This window comes from Acidithiobacillus marinus (assembly GCF_002847505.1).
Taxonomy (GTDB): domain Bacteria; phylum Pseudomonadota; class Gammaproteobacteria; order Acidithiobacillales; family Acidithiobacillaceae; genus Acidithiobacillus; species Acidithiobacillus marinus.
In genome coordinates, this window is record NZ_MXAV01000010.1 from 1 (window position 1) to 19,842 (window position 19,842).

General features: G+C 56.7%; 16 protein-coding genes and 1 tRNA gene. 12 read left to right on the forward strand and 5 right to left on the reverse strand.

Going from position 1 to position 19,842, the window contains the following annotated elements:
* Positions 1-149: 149 nt before the first annotated feature.
* The 5 genes from B1757_RS03535 to B1757_RS03555 all read right to left on the reverse strand — a co-directional run bounded on the left by B1757_RS03535 (position 150) and on the right by B1757_RS03555 (position 4,316).
* Positions 150-851, reverse strand: a complete 702-nt coding sequence (locus tag B1757_RS03535) for an ABC transporter ATP-binding protein (protein WP_101537013.1) — start codon at positions 849-851, stop codon at positions 150-152.
* A complete protein-coding gene (locus tag B1757_RS03540) occupies positions 851-1,639 on the reverse strand; it encodes an ABC transporter permease (protein WP_101537014.1) in 789 nt (262 codons plus the stop codon). Before B1757_RS03540 ends, B1757_RS03535 begins: the two co-directional genes overlap by 1 nt.
* Before the next feature lie 56 nt (positions 1,640-1,695).
* Positions 1,696-3,873 (reverse strand): glycosyltransferase, encoded by a 2,178-nt coding sequence (locus B1757_RS03545; RefSeq protein WP_253253688.1) that lies wholly within the window; start codon positions 3,871-3,873, stop codon positions 1,696-1,698.
* Between the two features lie 26 nt (positions 3,874-3,899).
* A complete protein-coding gene (locus tag B1757_RS03550; protein WP_216360813.1) occupies positions 3,900-4,100 on the reverse strand; it encodes a hypothetical protein in 201 nt (66 codons plus the stop codon).
* Positions 4,101-4,240: 140 nt separating this feature from the next.
* A tRNA-Glu gene (locus B1757_RS03555) sits at positions 4,241-4,316 on the reverse strand.
* 175 nt (positions 4,317-4,491) lie between these two features.
* Here B1757_RS03555 and secB point away from each other — a divergent pair.
* The 12 genes from secB (at position 4,492) to B1757_RS03615 (ending at position 19,835) form a co-directional block, all read left to right on the forward strand.
* Positions 4,492-4,941: a protein-export chaperone SecB gene (gene secB, locus B1757_RS03560; protein WP_101537015.1), complete on the forward strand. Its 450-nt coding sequence runs from the start codon at positions 4,492-4,494 to the stop codon at positions 4,939-4,941.
* Between the two features lie 17 nt (positions 4,942-4,958).
* On the forward strand, positions 4,959-5,999 hold the full coding sequence (locus B1757_RS03565) for an NAD(P)H-dependent glycerol-3-phosphate dehydrogenase (RefSeq protein ID WP_101537016.1): 1,041 nt from the start codon (positions 4,959-4,961) through the stop codon (positions 5,997-5,999).
* A gap of 4 nt (positions 6,000-6,003) precedes the next feature.
* A complete protein-coding gene (locus B1757_RS03570; RefSeq protein WP_101537017.1) occupies positions 6,004-7,452 on the forward strand; it encodes a sensor histidine kinase in 1,449 nt (482 codons plus the stop codon).
* Between the two features lie 6 nt (positions 7,453-7,458).
* Positions 7,459-8,865 carry a sigma-54-dependent transcriptional regulator gene (locus B1757_RS03575; RefSeq protein WP_101537018.1) on the forward strand — a complete coding sequence of 469 codons (1,407 nt, stop codon included), beginning with the start codon at positions 7,459-7,461 and terminating at the stop codon, positions 8,863-8,865.
* Positions 8,866-8,993: 128 nt separating this feature from the next.
* Positions 8,994-10,034 carry a phytoene/squalene synthase family protein gene (locus tag B1757_RS03580; RefSeq protein ID WP_101537019.1) on the forward strand — a complete coding sequence of 347 codons (1,041 nt, stop codon included), beginning with the start codon at positions 8,994-8,996 and terminating at the stop codon, positions 10,032-10,034.
* On the forward strand, positions 10,031-11,992 hold the full coding sequence (gene shc / locus B1757_RS03585) for a squalene--hopene cyclase (protein WP_172437583.1): 1,962 nt from the start codon (positions 10,031-10,033) through the stop codon (positions 11,990-11,992). The genes B1757_RS03580 and shc overlap by 4 nt, the downstream gene beginning before the upstream one ends.
* Positions 11,974-12,681 carry a phosphorylase family protein gene (locus B1757_RS03590; RefSeq protein ID WP_101537020.1) on the forward strand — a complete coding sequence of 236 codons (708 nt, stop codon included), beginning with the start codon at positions 11,974-11,976 and terminating at the stop codon, positions 12,679-12,681. Before shc ends, B1757_RS03590 begins: the two co-directional genes overlap by 19 nt.
* Complete coding sequence (gene hpnA / locus B1757_RS03595; protein ID WP_101537021.1) at positions 12,678-13,667, forward strand: hopanoid-associated sugar epimerase; 990 nt, start codon at positions 12,678-12,680, stop codon at positions 13,665-13,667. Before B1757_RS03590 ends, hpnA begins: the two co-directional genes overlap by 4 nt.
* Before the next feature lie 2 nt (positions 13,668-13,669).
* Complete coding sequence (gene hpnI, locus B1757_RS03600) at positions 13,670-14,842, forward strand: bacteriohopanetetrol glucosamine biosynthesis glycosyltransferase HpnI (RefSeq protein ID WP_253253689.1); 1,173 nt, start codon at positions 13,670-13,672, stop codon at positions 14,840-14,842.
* The gene (gene hpnJ / locus B1757_RS03605; RefSeq protein WP_101537022.1) at positions 14,842-16,272 is read left to right on the forward strand and encodes a hopanoid biosynthesis associated radical SAM protein HpnJ; all 1,431 of its coding nucleotides are present in this window, start codon (positions 14,842-14,844) and stop codon (positions 16,270-16,272) included. The genes hpnI and hpnJ overlap by 1 nt, the downstream gene beginning before the upstream one ends.
* Positions 16,235-17,149: a hopanoid biosynthesis-associated protein HpnK gene (gene hpnK, locus B1757_RS03610; protein WP_253253690.1), complete on the forward strand. Its 915-nt coding sequence runs from the start codon at positions 16,235-16,237 to the stop codon at positions 17,147-17,149. Before hpnJ ends, hpnK begins: the two co-directional genes overlap by 38 nt.
* On the forward strand, positions 17,130-19,835 hold the full coding sequence (locus tag B1757_RS03615) for an MMPL family transporter (protein WP_101537023.1): 2,706 nt from the start codon (positions 17,130-17,132) through the stop codon (positions 19,833-19,835). Before hpnK ends, B1757_RS03615 begins: the two co-directional genes overlap by 20 nt.
* Positions 19,836-19,842 lie beyond the last annotated feature (7 nt).

The window sequence follows — 19,842 nt, forward strand, 5'->3', positions numbered from 1 at the left end:
CCCACTTGAAATGACGAGGAACCTTTTTTGTTTCATTATAAATAAATGGATTGGGGTGATTCATTACAACCTCCTCTACAAAAGCCTCTTTCACTTTACTTTTACGAAGTGATTTTTAATATACCTTTTGGTATCATGATTTTGCTTTTTTATTTGGTACGATGAACAACTTGACCGTGATCTAATAGTAAGAATGCATCACAAAACATGTTCACCTGCTCCTGACTATGCGAAACCAAAATCAAAGACATCCCGTTCCTCCGCATTTCCGCAATCTTATTCAGGCACTTATCCTGAAAAGCCTGGTCTCCCACCGCCAGTATTTCATCCGCCAGAAGGATATCCGGTTGCAGGTTCACAGCAACCGAAAAACCAAGGCGCATCTGCATACCAGAGGAGTAGTTTTTCAGAGGCGCATCGATAAAATGCTCCAGCTCCGAAAATTCAATGATGCTTTTGACACGCCTTTTGATTTCCTTGTTGAGAAAGCCATAGAGGCTGGCATTGAGAAATATATTTTCGTAGCCGGTCAATTCCGGGTTGAAGCCCACGCCTAATTGAATCAATGGCGCTACTCGTCCGTTGGTAATGACGCGGCCCTTGCTGGGCTGCAAAATCCCGGCGATAATTTGCAGCAGGGTGCTCTTGCCAGATCCATTGTGGCCCAACAAGCCTAGGGCTTCCCCTTTCTCCAGAGTGAAGCTGACATCATCCAGGGCCAGAAAATGCTCGCGCTTTTCCCGTTTGTTTTTGTGAAACACGCTCAGAAAGCGGGTTTTTAACCCCATGGCGCGGTTGTGACGGAGAATAAATTCCTTGCTGACGTGTTCCACAATAATGGCGGGTGGCATCAGAGGTCTTCCACCAGATGCCGAGCCTTGCGGCGGAACAAGACCATACCGACGCTCACCGCGCCGAGGGTCCAAGCACTGGCGATGAGCACATGATTCAGGGCGGGGAGAGTGCCCGCGTAGAGCAGGGCATGGAAGAGATCCATGAACTGAGTCAGCGGATTCATGGAGATGATCTCCAGAAACGGCGGTTTGAGGACGTTAATGTCATAGACAATGGGAGCAGACCAGAAGCCAAACATCAGGGCAATGTCCACCAAATGTTTGAGGTCTCGAAATTCCACTTGCAGCACCGAGAAAGCCAAGGCAATTCCCCAGATGAAAGCAACATACAACCCCAAGATCAATGGGTAGAGTAGCAAACCCCAATGGTAGATTCCGCCCAAAAATGGATAGAGCACCACCAGGATCAGAATGGCAACTACCCATAAGACAAGGGTGAACAGCAGACTGGAGGTAGGCACCAGAATACGCGGAAAGTAGATTTTCTGAATGAGACCGGAGGCGCTGGTCAAGCTTTCGCAACTCTGGCTGACTGCCTGGGAAAACAGATTGTAGTGCAAGACACCGACAACCAGATACAAAATATAGTTGGGCAGATCACTGCGAAACACATGAGTAAAGACAAAATCATAGAGCAGGATCAGGGCCAGAGGGTTGCCCAGGGACCAGAAAAATCCCAGCACGGCGCCTTGGTAACGTACCTTGAGATCCTTGATGACCAGATTGCGAACCAGGTCGCGATATTGCCAGTAGGGGCGGAATGTAGCGGCAATCGGGTTAGGCACCAGGCGCTCTCATACGAAAAAAGGATGCAGAAACTTAGCCTTTATGACTAGACAGGTCAAGAACTGGCCCGCACTGCGGCATTGAGCAGGGCAGCGGTTTTGTCGCCCCGCCAGGTAAACCGGGCGGCATGGGCGCGGCCTTGTGCAGCCAGTTTTTGGCAGAGGGCGTCATCCTGCAACTGTAGAATGCCCCGACGGATGGATGCCTCGTCCAGAGGGTCACAATAAATGGCCGCATCGCCGCAGACTTCGGGCATGGCGGTGACCTGACTGACCAGTACAGGACAGCCGCAGGCCATAGCTTCGATGGGGGGTAGGCCAAAACCTTCGTAAAGGGAAGGGTAGAGCAATGCCTGGGCACCCTGGTAGAGGGCCGGAAGGAGTTCGTCGCGCAGGTAACCGGGCATCAGCACTTCGCCGCGCTGGATGAGGGCGTCGAGCATGGGCGCGAAGCGCGACTCCTGCCAGCCCATTTGTCCGACCATCACCAGAGGGTGCTGACTTTTGACATTGTCGGGGAGCAGAGCATAGGCGCGGAGCAGGCGTTCCACGTTTTTGCGCGGTTCCAGGGTGGAAAGAAACAGAAAGTATCGGCGGGTTTCGCCGCCCAGTGCAGCGCGCAGGGCGCGTTGCTGTTCATCGGTGCTGGGCTGACGAAAGCGCTCGGCGATGCCGGGATAAATAACGCGGATGCGACCCGCCAGCTCGGGAAAATAGTGGAGCAATTCCTGTTTGCTGAATCGGGAGATGGTCAGGATGACATTGGTTCTGGCCAGAGTGGGACGCAAATGTTTTTGTAGAAAGCGTACGCGGCCTGGTGGGTGCATTTCAGGATGGCGCAGGTGCGAGAGATCGTGCACAACCAGCACTGTGGGCCTTGCGGTTTTGGGGAGGATGTAATTGATGCCGAGGATCACGTCGGGGTGCCATTGCTGTGATAGTTTGCGCAACTGCCATTGTTGCAGGATTAATTGCAGGCTGCGGCCCATGGGAATCTTTTTTTTCCAGGTGCTGGCAAAGCGTTTGGGAATATGCAGGCCAGCCGGGGAGGGCATTCTTGTGGACCAGCCGTTAGCGGTAAAATAACTCAGGCGAACTTTAGGATTTTCAGCAAGGGCCGCGCAAAGCTGTTCGGCATAATGTCCTATTCCGGCGCGTTTGCCTTGCAGAGTATTGGCTTCGATGGCAATGCGTAATTGTTGACGGCGCTCCTGACGGGCTTCACGTTCTGCGTAATCTGTGTATTCTCCGGCATAATCCTGGCCTGTCCAGGCCTGATGGATAGCGGGCCAGTTGGCAGGCTGGAAACTGCAGAGGCGGCGGAACAGACGCAGGCTGGTGCCTATTGCCCAGGCTACGCGGGGGTAGCGTGTGTAACGCTGCAGAAAGGCTCCGGTGGAGCGGGTGACATAGTAGTCCTTGAGAGGATGTGCTCGCCCCAAGCTGGAGGAATGTTCATGCCAGATGCGGGACAGGGCGGCTACGGTCAGTTTCCAGCCCCTTCGCCGCAGGCGCAGGCAAAGGTCGGTATCTTCCCAGTACATGAAAAACTGATCTTCATCAAAAAGCCCGACATCCTGCAGGGCCTGTCGGCGAAGCAGCAGGCTGGCGCCGGTAATGTAATCCAGGCGTGCAGCTGCGACCGGATGATGGAAGTGAGTAGCGAGACCCGCCCACAGTAATACCTGCCCACCGCCCCAGACCTCGACACTTTCCGGTTTGTGCAGGTCATAGATGACCGAACCAACAGCGCCGATCCGGGGGTCGCTATGCAAAGCTTCCTGCATGGACTGTAGGGCATGGGTGTCGGCGATGGCATCGTTATTGAGCAGCCAGAAGCTGTCGGCACCTGCTTCCATGGCCCGCTGGATGCCAATATTGCAGCCCCCGCCAAAGCCGAAATTCTGACCACTACGCACCAGGGTGGCGGACAGGGGTGATTTTTTCAGATAATTTTCCAGACCGCTAGCACTGTTATCGGTGGAGCCATTGTCTATCACCCAGACATGATCAGGCGCTTGGGCCAGCTCCTCCAGAGAGCCGAGACAGCGACGGGTTTTGTCGAAGCTGTTCCAGTTGATGAGGATGATGTGGGTGTGTGCTGCTGAATCCAAAGGATGCTGGCCGTCAAAATGAATGGGCCGGATAATAACGAAATTATCTGATGCCGTCATTGCCGTCGGAAGGATGACGCCGACTATTCCCTGTTCAGGAGAGCTCCAGGCGGCGCTCAATGTGTTCTATGCGTGTAATGATCTTATCAATACGCGTTTGTTGCCGATAGGTATCTTCTTTGGGCGCCGACGACATCACGACGCAAACCGACGATTTGCTCTTCTACGCGCCCCAACCGATGTTTGATATCGCTCAGTTCCGAGCGTGTTTCACTACGGAATGCAGTGAGATCATTACGTATGACTCGCAGATGCTCTAATACCAGATTTTCGACAGTTTCGGTCATGTTACGGCTCCAAAAGTTACTTTATGAGCATAAATTCAGTTTTGGAACAAAGATGTCACATGTGCTCATAAATGAGTGCAGCATAACCGGAAGGTTTAATCAAGCTAACCATGCGAAAAGTATTGGATTGCTGTTTAATTTGGCGTCCCCAGGGGGGTTCGAACCCCCGTTACCGCCGTGAAAGGGCGGTGTCCTAGGCCACTAGACGATGGGGACCTGGACAGCGCTGTGCATCCTACACAGATGCACGCTGTCTGGCAAGTACGATCACGGTAAAACTCCGCGTTAGCCGGACAGGGCTTCAAGAACGCCATGGCGTAGCCCCGCAGGGGGAACTTCGGGTAGACTGGGCGGCGTATCATTTTCAGTCACTCCGGAAAAGAAGGGTCTTATGGAAGAACAAGAAGCAATATTCATGATTGAACGGATTTACGTTAAAGACATTTCCTTTGAGTCACCCAATGCGCCCCACAGTTTTGTGCAGACCGAGGCTCCGACGGTGGATGTGGGCCTGAATACCGCCAGCACCCAGGTCGAAAACATGGATGGGCTGACCGAGGTGACTTTGACTGTCACGGTCAAAGCCAAGGCCGGTGAGAGTACCTATTTTGCTGTTGAAGTGCAGCAGGCAGGCCTGTTCCGGATTCAGAACATTCCCGAAGAGCATATGCCGGCTCTGGTGGCGGTGCATTGCCCGACCATTTTGTTCCCCTATGCCCGCGAAGTGGTGGCGGATCTGGTCGGACGGGGTGGCTTCCAGCCGCTGCATCTGCATCCGGTCAACTTTGAGGCGCTGTTTCAGCAGGCCCAGCAAGAACAGATGGGTCATACGACCCAGTAAATCATGAGCTGGAAGCCATGAGCTGGGCGGTACTGGGGGCGGGGCACTGGGGTACTGCGCTGGCGGTACATTTGTGTCGGCAAGGGCAGGTCGTGCGACTTTGGGGGCGCAACCCGCAACGCTTGCCGGACGGAAGCAATCCCTCCCGATTGTCTCCGGTTTTTCCGGATTTGCCCTGGCCTGCGGGTTTAGGGGTAGAGCCGGACCTGGCCACTGCCGTGGCCGGGGCAGAGGGTATTGTCCTGGCGGTCCCGAGTCATGCCTTGCGCAGTCTTCTGAACAGCTTGTCCTGTCTGGATTTGTCCAGCGAAACTGTGCTGGTGCTCGCTGCCAAGGGGCTGGAATTGCCCAGTGCCCTGCGTCTGGATCAGGTGGTTCAGGCAGAATGCCGCCAATTGCCTCTGGTGGTCCTTTCCGGCCCGAGTTTTGCCCACGATCTGGTGCTGGGCAAACCCTTGGCCATGACTGCTGCTTCCCACGATATGGTCCGGGCGCAGAGGGTGGCAGGGGTGTTTGTCAGTGATCAGATGCGGGTGTATCGCAGCGATGATGTGGCCGGGGTTTGTCTGGGCGGGGCCATCAAAAATGTACTGGCCATTGCGGCGGGTATTTCCGATGGCCTGGACAATGGCGATAGTGCCCGGGCAGCCCTGATTACCCGGGGTATCGCCGAGCTGCACCGCCTGGGAACAGCGCTGGGCGGGCGCACCGAAACCTTCATGGGCCTGACCGGGACGGGGGATCTGATTCTCACCGCGAGCAGTGATTTGTCGCGGAATCGACGAGTGGGCATTGGCTTGGGGCGTGGCGAGACCCTGGAAAAGGTGCTGGCGGATATCGGCCAGGAAGCCGAGGGGGTGCGCAGTGCCCAGGCGCTGTTTCGCTTGGCCCGGCGCCTGGGCGTGGAGATGCCCATTACTGAACAGGTCTATCGGGTGCTCTATACCGGAGCCGACGTGCGCCAGGCCAGCGAGCAATTGATGCGGCGGGCCGCCCGGGCCGAGCATCCTGCTGCGCTGTCCCCGGCTGATAGCGCCAGCCGGGAAGCAGGCGCCTAAGTTTATGGCGATTTTGCGCTTACCTGGTGGTGCCGATGGTCGCACGCGCATACCTTTTGCGCCTTTTCGGACCCTCGGGGTGCTCCTGGTGCAGTTTGTGGTGCTGGCTTTTCTGCTTTTGGGGATATTGCTGGTACATACCAACCAGGACCTGCGCACCCTGGACGCCTATACCGCCTACATGGCGGATTTGTCCCGGACCTCCCAAGATACGCTGCGTACCTGGCAGCAACAGGGTTCGGCCACGGCGCTATTGGTGCTCCGCAAGAACCTGCAGAAAATAGCGGCAACGCATCCGGAAAAAATCCGGGGTAATCCGCACTGGACAAAATTGCAGGCGCTGGTCCATCGCCAGGATGCGGGGCTATTACCCGAGGCTTTGCTGCAGCTTTCGGATATCAGCATGCAAGAGCATGCCAGCGGCCGGAGGCTGGTGTTGGCGGCCGGCCATGATGCCCGTTATACCCTGATCGGCACGGCGATAGCGCTGTTTTCCTTCATGATTTTTGTGCTGGTGACCCTGGTTTTTTTTCGCCTGCGTATTCTCGGACCGTTGCGTCGCCTCCAGGATGCCATGCATTCCCTGGAAGTCGGCGCTTTCCGGCGGGTGTCAGAAGCCCATGCGGACCCCGGTATCAGCCCCTTGCTGCAATATTACAATCACATGATCGGGCGTCTGGAGGACCTGGAAAAAACCCGGCGTCAGTATTTGCAGGATTTGCAGCGGGAAGTGAATGAGGCCGCGCATACCCTGGTGGCACAACAGGCAGCGGTGGCCCGTTCCGAGCGGCTGGCGGCAGTTGGCGAAGCAGCTGCAGCTTTCGCCCATGAATTGCGCAATCCTCTGGCCGGATTGCAGGTGGGCTGCGCCAATATTCGTCGGGAAATTCGCGATCCCGAACTGGCCGAGCGCCTGGGTTTGATGGAAGAGGAGCTGCGCCGGGTCAGCCGGCTCCTGGATCAGCAGTTGCGCGGTGCTCGGCAGGCCCATGAGAAGGGACGCCGGGTGGCCCCCCGGGAAACCGTGGAAACCCTGCTGACTCTGCTGCGCTATCAAATGCCCGCCCAGGTCAAGCTGGAACTGTTGCCGGGAGAATGTCGCGATTGCCTGCTGCCCCTGGATCAGTTCCGCCAGGCACTGCTCAATCTCATTCTCAACAGCATGCAGGCTCTGGCGGGTGAGGGGGGCCAGATCAGTGTGGCTCTTGCCCAGGTCGACAAGCGGTTACAGGTGGTTGTCGCGGATAATGGTCCGGGCTTTCCCGATACCCTGTTGCGCGAAGGAATTCGTCCCTTTGCCAGCAGCAAGGAGCAGGGTACCGGACTGGGTTTGTCCATGGTTCGGCGTTTTGTGCGCAGCCTCGGTGGTGAGGTGCAATTACGTAACCGGGAACCGCACGGTGCCGAAGTGTGTCTTTTGTTACCCTGTCCTGAAATTGCCGGTAAGGAGTAGCAGATCATGGCGGATGCTTTGCTGATCATTGAGGATGAGATTTTTCTGGGGCGGGAAATGTGCCGCTTTTTTGAAAAGGAAGGCTGGGAAGTGCATTGGGCGGAGCGCTTTGCCGATGCCGAGGAATTGCTGCTGAAGCAGGATCTCAGCCCGCTGGTGACTCTGGCTGACCTCAATTTGCCGGATGGGAACAGCCTCGATCTGCTGGAAAAAGTCCGGGCAAGGTCGGGTACGGGAGAATGGATTTTTCTGACGGCTTTCGGCAGCGTGCCCGATTCGGTCCGGGCCTTGCGCCTGGGGGCCTATGACTTTCTTGAAAAGCCCTGCGAGATGGAACGCCTGGAGATGGTGGTGCGTTCGGCGGGGCGGGGCGCCCGTGCCCAGCGCCGGGTGGCTGAGGATACTTCGTCCCAGCACCGCCGCTATCGCCCGGAAACCTATCTGGGTGAAAGTAGCGCCGCTGCCAGTGTGCGCAGCATGCTCGATCGTCTGGCACAGGTTCCCTACAGTGCCCTGGTGATTTCCGGCGAAACCGGGACCGGCAAGGGACTGGCCGCACGCATCCTGCATTACAGCAGTGCCCAGGCGGGCGGGCCGATGGTGGAAATCAACTGCGCAGCCTTGCCCCGGGAATTGCTTGAATCCGAACTGTTTGGCTATGAGCCGGGGGCATTTACCGGTGCGGCGGTACGTCATCGCGGACTGGTGGAACAGGCCAACGGGGGAACCCTGTTTCTCGATGAAATTTCCGAAATGGAGCTGGATCTGCAGGCCAAGTTGCTGAAGGTCATTGAAGATCACAACTTGCGACGGCTGGGTGGGGATCGCGCCATTAGCGTGGATGTACGCTTCATAGCCGCCAGTAATCGTGATCTCGAAGCCCAGGTCACTGCAGGTGATTTCCGCGCCGATCTTTATCATCGCTTGAGTGTGTTTCGTCTCGCTCTGCCTTCCCTGCGTGAGCGCAAGGACGATCTGCACGCGCTGGTGCCGCATTTTGTGGCTGAGTTCAATGCGCAGGCCGGAAAGCATGTGCATTATGTCAGTCCAGCAGTCTGGGCAGCACTGGAGGCTTATGACTGGCCGGGCAATGTCCGGGAACTCCGCAACGTGATTGAGCGAGCGGTATTGTTTTCCGAGACGGATGAGTTACCCATGGAGTGGTTGCAGTTGCCGGGTCAGCTCACTCATGCCTGTCCGGCGCCTGCAGGTTGCCCGGTGGACGGACAGCATATCATTTTGCCCATGGATGGCAGTATGGATCTGGAGGCCATGGAGCGGCAGATTTTGCAGCAGGTGCTCAGTTTGAGTGAGGGTAATGTCACTCGCGCTGCAAAAATGCTGGGGATTACCCGGGAGACTTTGCGGTACCGGATTCGCAAGCATGGTCTGGGTGATGATGACGAATCCTGATTGGAGATGCATGGTCTATACTTGCAGAAATGTTGCGAGATAGTTACATTGCCGCGATGCAACGGGTCACTACAGGCACCCGGACAAATAGAACAAGGAGTTTGGATGTCACCGGACAGGACCGCTGCATGTCGGTAGCCCTCGATCAGGCCTTGGCCTGGCAGCAACAACACCTGCAGCTTGTTTCGCGTACTTTTGCGTTGACCATTCCGCAGTTGCCGGAAGCCTTGCGGGCGACCGTGGGTAATGGGTATCTGCTTTGCCGTATTGCTGACACCATCGAAGATGATCCCGTCATGCTCTGGAAAGAAAAAGCCCACTGGCAGGAGATATTCCTGCAAGTCGTGGAAGGGCGGACAGTCCCCGCTGTTTTTGCCGAAGGCTTTGCAGCGGCAATGTCCGGGGAAATGCCTGCTGCCGAGCTGGATCTGGTGCGTCATACGGCCGACGTGGTGCAAATTACCCACAGTTTCAGTCCTGCTGAGCAGGCCGCCCTGGCGCGCTGTGTGCGGATCATGGGGGCAGGCATGGCCGAGTTCCAGCAGCATGCTTCCCGGCAGGGACTGGCGGATATTCCGGCCCTGGATCGCTACTGTTATGTGGTGGCGGGGGTAGTTGGTGAAATGCTGACCAGTCTCTTTGTGGAATACGAACCCCGTTTGCGTTCCCGGGAAGCGGAAATGCAGAAACTGGCTGTATCTTTTGGCCAGGGTTTGCAGATGACCAACATTCTCAAGGATATCTGGGATGACTGGGCTCGCGGCGTAAGCTGGATGCCCGCCAGCCTCTTTGCCCGGTACGGTTGCGATATTGCCAGCCTGCAGCCGGGCAGCCAGGATCCTGGCTTTCAAGAGGGACTGGAAATCTTGCTGGATATAGCGGCCAAACATCTGGAAAACGCGCTGCACTATACCCTGATGATTCCGGCAGCGCAGACTGGCATGCGCGATTTTTGTCTTTGGGCGCTGGCTATGGCGGTGTTGACCTTGCGACGTATTGCCGAAAATCCGACTTTTGCCGCCGGGGCTGAGGTCAAAATCAGCCGCAACAGCGTACAGTGGGTCGTGCTCCTGTCCAAGCTCATGCACCGCTCGGATGCCCTGTTGCTGGCCAGTTTTCGGGCGGCGATCAAACCCCTGCGGTGCGCGCCGCTGGCTGCACAGGCATGAATCGCTTGTTGCAACCAATGCCTTTGGCCGGCGAGATGCTGCGTACATTTCGGACGCAAAGCCGCGAACAGACCCCCGCCGATGCCTTGGAGACTGCGCGGCGCTTGCTGCTTGAAAAGCAGGCGTCTGACGGACATTGGTGTTTTGAATTTGAAGCCGACTGCACCATTCCTGCGGAATACATTCTGATGCAGCATTACATGGATGAGCGGGATCCGGCCCTGGAGGCCAAAATTGCCGTGTATTTGCGCAGTAAACAGGCGGATCATGGCGGTTGGCCGCTGTATTACGGCGGGCATTTTGATCTGAGTGCTTCGGTGAAAGCCTACTATGCCCTGAAACTAGCGGGTGATGCCCCGGATCTGCCCCATATGCGCCGAGCCCGAGAGGCGATTCTCGCCCACGGCGGTGCCGAACACGCCAACGTGTTCACCCGGATTACCCTGGCCCTTTTTGCCCAGGTGCCGTGGCGGGCGGTGCCTTCCATCCCGGTGGAGATCATGCTCCTGCCGCGCTGGTTTCCCTTTCATATTTACAAAGTGGCGTCCTGGTCGCGGACCGTCATGGTACCGCTGTTTATTTTGTGCAGTCTCAAGGCCCAGGCCAAAAACCCTCTGAAAGTGCATATTCGTGAGTTGTTTCGTCGGCCACCCGAACAAATTCAGGATTATTTTGCCTGTGCCCGTCAGGGGCTGGTAGCCCGGAGTTTTCTGGCCCTGGATCGTTTCTGGGAGGTGATCGAAAAGGGCATTCCCGCTGCGCTGCGCCGGATTGCCGTACGTCGGGCCGAGCAGTGGTTTACGGCGCGTATCAACGGAGAAGACGGTTTGAACGGGATTTTCCCGGCCATGGTCAATGCCCATGAGGCCCTGGAGCTGCTGGGTTATGCCCCGGAACATCCCTATCGTCAGGCAACCGCTGCGGCATTGCATAAACTGGTGGTGGAGCGAGCCGATGATGCTTACTGCCAGCCCTGCATGTCTCCGGTCTGGGATACTTGTCTGGCCCTCCATGCGCTGATCGAGGCTGATGGCCCCGAGAATCTGGGAGATGCGGCAGAAAAAGCCATTGCCTGGTTGAAGGCGCGGCAGATTCGTCAGGAGCCGGGAGACTGGCAGGTGCAGCGCCCCCATCTGGCGGGAGGCGGCTGGGCTTTTCAGTATGCCAACCCTTACTATCCTGACCTGGACGATACTGCAGCAGTGGCTTGGGCGCTGGCGCGGGCCGGACGCCCGGAGGATCAGGAGAGTATCGAAACAGCCGCCAACTGGCTGGCGGGAATGCAGTCCCGCAATGGTGGGTTTGGTGCTTATGATGTGGATAATACCCATTATTATCTGAATGAAATTCCCTTTGCCGATCATAAGGCGCTGCTGGATCCTCCGACTGCGGATGTGACCGGCAGGGTCGTGGCCTTTCTCGGTTATCTGGGCCGGGCCCGGGATCGAGATGTGCTGCGCCGGGCGGTTGCCTATCTGCTCCGCGAACAGGAATCTTCCGGAGCCTGGTTTGGTCGCTGGGGCACCAATTATATTTACGGTACCTGGTCGGTGCTGATGGCGCTGGGAGAATTGCAGGATCCTTCCCTGCAACCGGCCATGGATCGGGCCGCCGACTGGCTGCGGGCCATGCAGCAGGCCGATGGTGGCTGGGGAGAAAACAACGATTCCTACGCAGAACCCGGGCTGGCCGGTGCAGGACAGGATTCCACGGCCGCCCAGACCGCCTGGGCCTGTCTGGGCCTGATGGCGGCCGGTGATAAGGGCTCCAGGGCGCTGCGGCGCGGAATTCACTGGCTGGAGACTCATCAGGATAGCCATTCGGGCTGGCAGGATCCTTTTTTCAATGCCCCGGGATTCCCCAAGGTGTTCTATCTCATTTACCACGGTTACAGCGTGTATTTTCCCCTCTGGGCTCTGGCCCGATTCCGGAATCTGGGATGTCAGCCCCACGGATAGGTGTAGTGGTGGCCCTGGATGCCGAAGCCCAGACCCTTCATTCCGGCACCTTAAGCCATCAACGGATGATTGCGGTCAGTGATCAACTCAGCATGGTGATTTCGGGCATGGGGCCTTTAGCTGCCAAGCAGGCCGCTGAACAATTACTGCAGTCTGGTGTTGCCGCTTTGCTCTCCTGGGGAACCGCCGGCGGGCTGAATCCGGATTGTCAGGCCGGAGATCTGCTGGTGCCGGAACAGGTGGTCTGGAATGGACGCCACTGGCCGGTGGACCCGGCCTGGCGTATGACCCTCTTGCACCAGCTTTCTTCCCGGGTGCCGGGTGGTGACCTGTGTTCCGTAAGTTTGCCCTGTGCTTCCATTGCCGCCAAGGCCCAACTTCGGGCAGAACATCCTGATGCCCAGGCAGTAGATATGGAGAGCGGGGCGGTAGCGGAGTGCTCTACCCGGGCAGGTCTGCCCTTTCTGGTAGTGCGCAGTGTGGTGGACCCTGCCAGCCAGGCGCTGCCAGCCACTGCCACCCGTAGTGTCGATGCCTATGGCCGGCCGCGCTGGCTGCCCTTGTTGGGGGGGCTGCTGCATCATCCCGGTGACCTGCCAGCCCTCATGGGGCTGGGCCGACAAATGCAGGCGGCCTTGCAGGGTTTGCGTCGGGTCCAGCCTTATCTCGAAACAGCGAGGCCGTCATGAAAGCCCTGCTGACCGGTGCATCGGGTTTTGTGGGGGGGGCGGTACTCCGGCGTCTGCTCGCCGAAGGTCTGGAGGTCCGGGTCTTGTATCGTCCGGGGGCTGACAGCAGCAACTGGGAAGGGTTGGAGGTGGAGCCGTTTCCGGGGGATCTGGCGGATGGCCGGGCTCTGGATAAAGCCGTTGCCGGTTGCTCTCTGGTGTTTCATGTGGCCGCCGATTATCGCCTGTGGGTACCCGATCCCCAATCCATGTACGCCGCTAATGTAGAAGGGAGCGAACGGCTGGCCCGGGCGGCCCTGGATGCGGGGGTGGAGCGCTTCATTTATACCAGCAGCGTGGCAGTACTCGGGCATTATACGGATGGCCGGGTGGCTGATGAAGCTGCCCCTTCCACGCTGGAGGACATGATCGGGCATTACAAACGCTCCAAATTTCTGGCAGAGGAGGCGCTGCACAAACTCTGTCAGCATGAGGCCGCGCCGATTGTGATCGTCAATCCTTCCACACCCATTGGGCCTGCGGATCGCAAACCCACCCCGACCGGGCGCCTGGTGCGGGATGCCGCAGCTGGGAAAATGCCCGCTTATGTGGATACGGGCCTGAATGTGGTGCATGTGGATGATGTGGCCATGGGACACTGGCAGGCTTTTCTGCATGGTGAGCCGGGGCAACGCTATATTCTCGGCGGCGACAATCTTTCCTTGCAGGCCATTCTGACCCGCATTGCCGGTCTTACCGGCAAACGTTCGCCGCTGCTGCGCATTCCGCGCAAGATGCTTTATCCTCTGGCCTGGACCGCCGAGAGTGTGGTGCGCCTGCAAGGGCGGGGGACGCCCCTGGTGACCCTGGATGAGCTGCGCATGGCCGCCCATAAAATGTATTTTTCCTCGCAGAAAGCTGAGGAGCAGCTGCATTATGTGCATCGTCCGGCCGAAGAAGCCTTGCGCGATGCGGTGAAATGGTTTGCCGAACATCATTATTTGTGATCATGATGGATGAGATTCTGCAGGGACTGTTGTTCTTGCTGGCCATGGCGGCCCTGGGTTATCAGCTTCTCGCCATGTGGGTGCTGCGGGCCTGGCGGCCGGTGCTGACCGAGGCAGATGGTGTTTCCCTGCTTGCTGCCGATGAAACATTACCCGCCCTGAGCCTGCTCAAGCCCTTGCATGGCGATGATGGGCATTTGTATGCCTGCCTGCGCAGCTTTTGTCTGCAGGATTATCCCTGCTATGAAATTGTTGCCGGGGTGCAGGATGCCGACGATGCGGCCATTGCCGTAGTGCAGCGCCTCCAACGAGAGTTTCCTGAGTTGGATCTGCGTTGGGTGCTGACAGAAGAAAAAACGGGGCGTAATCCCAAGGTCAACAATCTCACGGGTATTCTCGGCGCCTGTAAGTATGATCTGCTGCTGATCAGTGATGCCGACATTGTGGTCGGACCCCATTATCTGCGCCAGCTGCTGCCGCAGTTGGCGGACCCGCACACGGGGGTGCTGACCTGCCTGTATCGGGGACTGGCCGAAGCGAACCTCGCTTCCCGGTTGCTGGCCAGTCAGATCAACAGTCTTTTTTTACCCTCGGTGCTGGTTTCGACCCGGCTGGGGCCCAATATTTTCTGTGGAGGCGCAACCATGGCCTTGCAGCGCTCTACCCTGCAGGCGCTTGGCGGATTGCAAAGGCTGGCCGATCAACTGGCTGATGATTACTGGCTGGGTGCCCATGCCCGCCAGCTGGGTAAAGCTACGATCCTTGCCGATTATGTGGTGGATACCCGAGTGCAGGAAGCCAACTTTCGAGTATTTTATCAACATGCCTTACGTTGGGCGCGCACGACCCACAGCGTGCAGCCGATGGGCTACCGTTTGGCTTTTTTTAGTTATCCTTTGCCGCTGGTGACGCTGCTGACCCCCTGGCTCCTGCTGGGGTCGGGATGGGGAGGGATCATACCGCTGGGTATGGTCCTCTTGTTGCGCCTCGTGTACCATAGGCAAATTATGCACAAACTCAGTGCAACAGATACTTGGGTAATAGCTCTGCTGGCAGATTTTGTGGGGCTGTGGATTTGGTTTCATGGACTCTTTGCCCGGCAGGTCGCCTGGCGGGGAGCACAATTTAAGGTCGGTGCTGACGGACGTCTGGGCGGCCAAGATGGAGCAAGATAATGACGATGAAAACCCTTTTCCTGCAGGCACCTTCTTTTGAAGGCTTTGACGGTGGTGCTGGTTCCCGTTATCAGGCCAAACGGGAAATTCGTTCTTTCTGGTTTCCCACCTGGCTGGCCCAGCCGGCCGCGATGATTCCCGGCAGTCGTCTGCTCGATGCCCCGCCGGCTGATGTGAGTGTGGAAGAAACCCTGGAAGTGGCCGCTGCCTATGAATTGTGCATCATTCATACCAGTACGCCTTCCTTTTCTTCGGATGTGCGCATGGCGGAATTGCTCAAGGAGCATTATCCGAAAATGATGATCGGGATGGTTGGTGCCAAGGTCGCCGTCGAACCCGAGGAGTCCCTGCGCGATGCTGGCCATGCCGTGGACTTTGTGGCCCGTGAAGAATTTGACTACACCCTCAAGGAAATTGCCGAAGGCCGTCCCCTGAGTGAGGTGGATGGTATCAACTATCGCGCTGAGGACGGGCAACTGATCCATAACCCCGACCGGGCTATGATTGAAGACATGGATGCCCTGCCTTTTGTGTCGGAAGTGTACAAGCGCGATCTGCATATTGAAGATTATTTCATCGGCTACCTCAAGCACCCTTATATTTCCTTTTATACGGGTCGGGGATGTCGTTCCCAGTGTACCTTCTGCCTCTGGCCCCAGACTGTTGGCGGGCATCGTTACCGGACCCGCAGTGCTGCCAATGTCGTTGAAGAAGTGCGCTACATTCAGAAAAACTTTCCCCAGGTCAAGGAAATTTTCTTTGACGATGATACCTTTACGGATGATCGTCCACGCGCGGAGGAAATCGCCCGGGGTCTGGGCCAACTGGGGGTGACTTGGTCCTGCAATGCCAAGGCCAATGTCCCCTATGAAACCCTCAAGGTATTGCGGGAAAACGGTCTGCGTTTGTTGCTGGTGGGTTATGAATCCGGTGACCAGCAGATTCTCAATAATATCAAAAAGGGCATCAAGGTGGAGGCAGCACGTAAATTTACGGCGGACTGCCACAAACTGGGTATTGTCATTCACGGCACCTTCATTCTCGGCCTGCCCGGAGAAACCAAGGAAACCATTCAAAAAACCATCGAATTTGCCAAGGAAATCAATCCGCATACCATACAGGTGTCGCTGGCAGCCCCTTATCCCGGGACCTTTTTGTACAATCAGGCCAAGGAGCAGGGCTGGCTGACCGAGGAAGATGAATCCCATCTGGTCAATGACCGGGGGGTGCAGATCAGCCCGATGAGTTATCCGCACCTGAATCACACGGAAATATTTGATTCCGTAGAAACCATGTACAAACGTTTCTACTTCCGTGCCGGGAAAATTGCTGAAATCACAGGTGAAATGCTGAAAAGCACACAGATGATGAAGCGACGTTTGCGGGAGGGCGTTGAGTTTGTGCGCTTCCTGCGGCAGCGCCACGGCTGAAGTGGGGCAGGCACCCACTCGGCGATTGATTCTCAACGCCGACGACTTTGGTCTGGATCTGGCGGTCAATGCGGCGGTGGAATCAGCATACCAGCGAGGTGTGCTGACCACCGCCAGTCTTATGGTAGCGGCCCCTGCGGCGGCAGATGCCATTCAGCGGGCTAAAAAGCTTCCCGGCTTGGGCGTGGGCTTGCACCTGACTCTGGTGGATGGCACTCCGCTGTTGCCAGCGGAGCAGGTTCCAGATCTGGTGGATAGCAGCGGGCGTTTTGCGGCTGATTTATGGTTGCGTGGAGTACGCTATTTTTTTCTGCCCAAGGTGCGTCGCCAACTGGCCGCAGAAATTCGCGCCCAGTTTGCGGCCTTTGCCGACTCAGGCCTGGTTCTGGATCATGCCAATGCACACAAGCATCTGCATTTGCATCCCACCGTGTTGAGCCTGATGTTGGACATTGGCAGAGATTTTGCCCTGCGAGCGGTGCGGCTACCCTGGGAATCCCTGACACTGGCCAGATGTGGCGGGGCACAGGGTTTTGCCCCGGCCTTCTGGGCTTTTTTTTTGCGCCCCTGGCTGGCCAGAATGCGCAGGCAGCTGGAAAATCGGGGGCTGCTTTATAATGACTTACTTTGTGGCCTGGATGCCACAGGGCATATGACCGAGCTGCGTTTGTTGCAATTGCTGAAATGCTTGCCCCGGCAAGGTTTGATCGAAATCTATTTTCATCCGGCGACGACACAAAGTCCGCTCCTGAAAAAGTTGATGCCGGACTATGAGCCTCAGGCAGAATATGCGGCATTATTGAGCCCCTTGGTTGGGGAGTATTTGCGTGAGCAGCAGATTATGAGAGGTCGATTCCGTGATTTTATCAGCGGCTGAACGTTTCCTGGAACGCATGGGCCAAGGTATTGCCTATTTCATGGTTCAGGTGGTGGATTTTTCTGTGCGGCGCGCCATTTGGGTGATTGGAACCCTGCTGCTCCTTACCCTGTTGGCATTGTTTTACGCATTTACGCATTTTTCGGTAGATACCAACACCAGTAATGCCTTGTCCCGGGACCTTCCTTTTCAGAAGCGAGAAGTCGCTTACCATAAGGTGTTTTCCCAGGATCAACATACCATTGTGGTGGTACTGCAAGGGAAAAATCCCCAGAGTACGGCGGAGGCGGTCAAACGTCTGGAAGACTGGGTGCGGGCCCATCCCCAACATTTCCACAGTGTGTACGTGCCTGGTGGAGGCAGTTTTTTTGAGCGGAATGGGTTGCTGTATTTGTCGCCAGCACAGGTGCAGGCATTTGCCAATCGGATCACCAACGCCCAGCCCCTTATCGCGCGGCTGTCTGCTGATCCCAGTCTTGGTGGTTTGAGTGACCTGTTAAATCTGGCTATCAGTCAAAGGTTAAGTAACGGCGTGCAGTTGCCGGGAATGACCGCTATTTTCACGGCCCTGGATGAGGCAGTGACAGCGCAACTGGAAGGCAAGCCATATCAGCTTTCCTGGAGCAAAATGATGGGTGGGAGTCTGGCCAAACTTGGTCCTGCCCAACGTTTTGTCATTATTCAACCGGTCATGAATTTCCAGTCCTTGCAGCCAGCAGGCGCGGGGATTCATGCTTTGCGCGCGGGCTTACAAAGTCTGCAGCTCAATGCCGCCCATGGTCTGAGTGTCGGGATAACCGGTGGTGCGGTACTGGATGCCGAACAGCTGAAAACGGTGAGTCAGGGGGCCGGATTCTCTCTGGCTTTGACCCTTGGTCTCGAAATCATCCTGCTCAGTATTGCCCTGCGCTCGGTCAAGCTGGTGTCAGGTGTGCTCATTGGGCTCGTATCCGGCATTATTTTGACGGCTGCCTGGGCCCTGTTTTTTATCGGTCCGTTCAATCTTATTTCTGTGGCCTTTGCCATTTTGTTTATTGGACTCGGCGTGGATTTTGGCATTCAGTTTTGTCTACGCTATCGGGAAGAAATGTTTAACGGAGCCGTACATCGGGTGGCCATGCAAAGGGTCACCCAGGGAATGGGCGCGGCATTGGGGCTGGCCGCCGTGGCGGCGGCGCTCAGCTTTTACGCCTTTGTGCCCACCAGCTATGCCGGCATTGTTGATCTGGGTCTGATTTCCGGCACCAGCATGCTTATTGCCCTGTTACTCACCCTGACTTTTCTGCCAGCCTACCTGACCCTGTGGCCGATTGCTGTCCAGGGTTCAAAGAATACTGCCTATTATCCGCATTTTCGGGTAATTCCAACCTTGGCGAAGCATCCAATTCATCGCTATGCCTACTGGATTCTGGGGTTGGTCACGTTGTTGGCATTGGGGGCGATTCCTCTGGCCATGCATGCCACTTTTGACTTCAATCCCTTGCACATGATTGATCAGCATGCCGAAGGGGTGAAGGTTTTTGAGAAGCTGCTGGCCAATCCGGATACGGCGCCTTACCGGATGGAAGTGCTGGCTCCTGATCTGGATGCCGCTCAGGCTGTGGCGCATCGTGTCAAACAGTTGCCAACGGTTGCCCGGGCGCTGACGGTGCAAAGCTATATCCCCAGCAAGCAAAAAGAAAAGCTGGCCATTTTACAGAATTTGCAAATTGTGGTGCCCCCCTTTTCGCTGATGATGCCGACCTCACTCAAGCCACCAGCGGCTGACACAGGCAAAAAACTCGAAAAGCTGGTTAAGGAATTACGTTCTCTGGCCAATAAAGATGGTCACGATTCTGCGCACGGTAAGGTGGCTACGCAACTGGCCGATCATTTGCAGCAGTTTTTGCGCCAGGAAGGCGGTCATCCCCACGCTATCGATGCGCTGCAAAACAGCGTGATGGGCACTTTACCCGGCGAGCTGAAGGAGCTGGGAATGGCCTTGATGGCGGGACCGGTTACTTTGAAAACCTTGCCGGCAGCACTCCGGGAGCGTTATCTGGGTCCTTCCGGGCAGGCCAGGGTGGAAATTTTCCCCAAGGAAGATCTGAGCAGTAATGCGGCCATGTACCGTTTTGTGAAAAGCGTTCTCAAGGTCGAGCCGCAGGCTGTTGGAACTCCAGTGATGCTGGTTCAAGGGGGCGAGGCGGTACTCGGCGCTTTTCAGGAAGCTACCTATATTGCGCTGGCCAGCATCAGCATTTTGTTGTTACTGGCTTTGCGGCGCTACCGCGATGTGCTGCTGATCATGATCCCCCTGTTGCTGGCAGCACTGTTTACCGTGGCGGCCATGAGTCTGCTGGGATTGAGTTTCAATCTGGGGAATATCATCGTTCTGCCCCTGCTCATCGGCCTGGGTGTGGCATTTGCCATTTATCTTGTGGTGCGCTGGCGCAATGGGGTGGACGTGGCCCATTTGCTGGGTACTTCAACACCGCTGGCTGTATTTTTCAGCGGACTGACCACCCTCAGCGCTTTTGGCAGCATGGCCATTTCTCGTGATCCGGGCATGGCCAGTCTTGGAGAGGCCTTAAGCCTGGCTCTGGCCATAGTGCTGTTGTGCATTTTGATCATTTTGCCGACGTTGATGCTGCTCTGTACGCCTTCACCCCGTGAAGAGGGAATTGAACAGGATGAGGGAAGCTAGGCCGTGA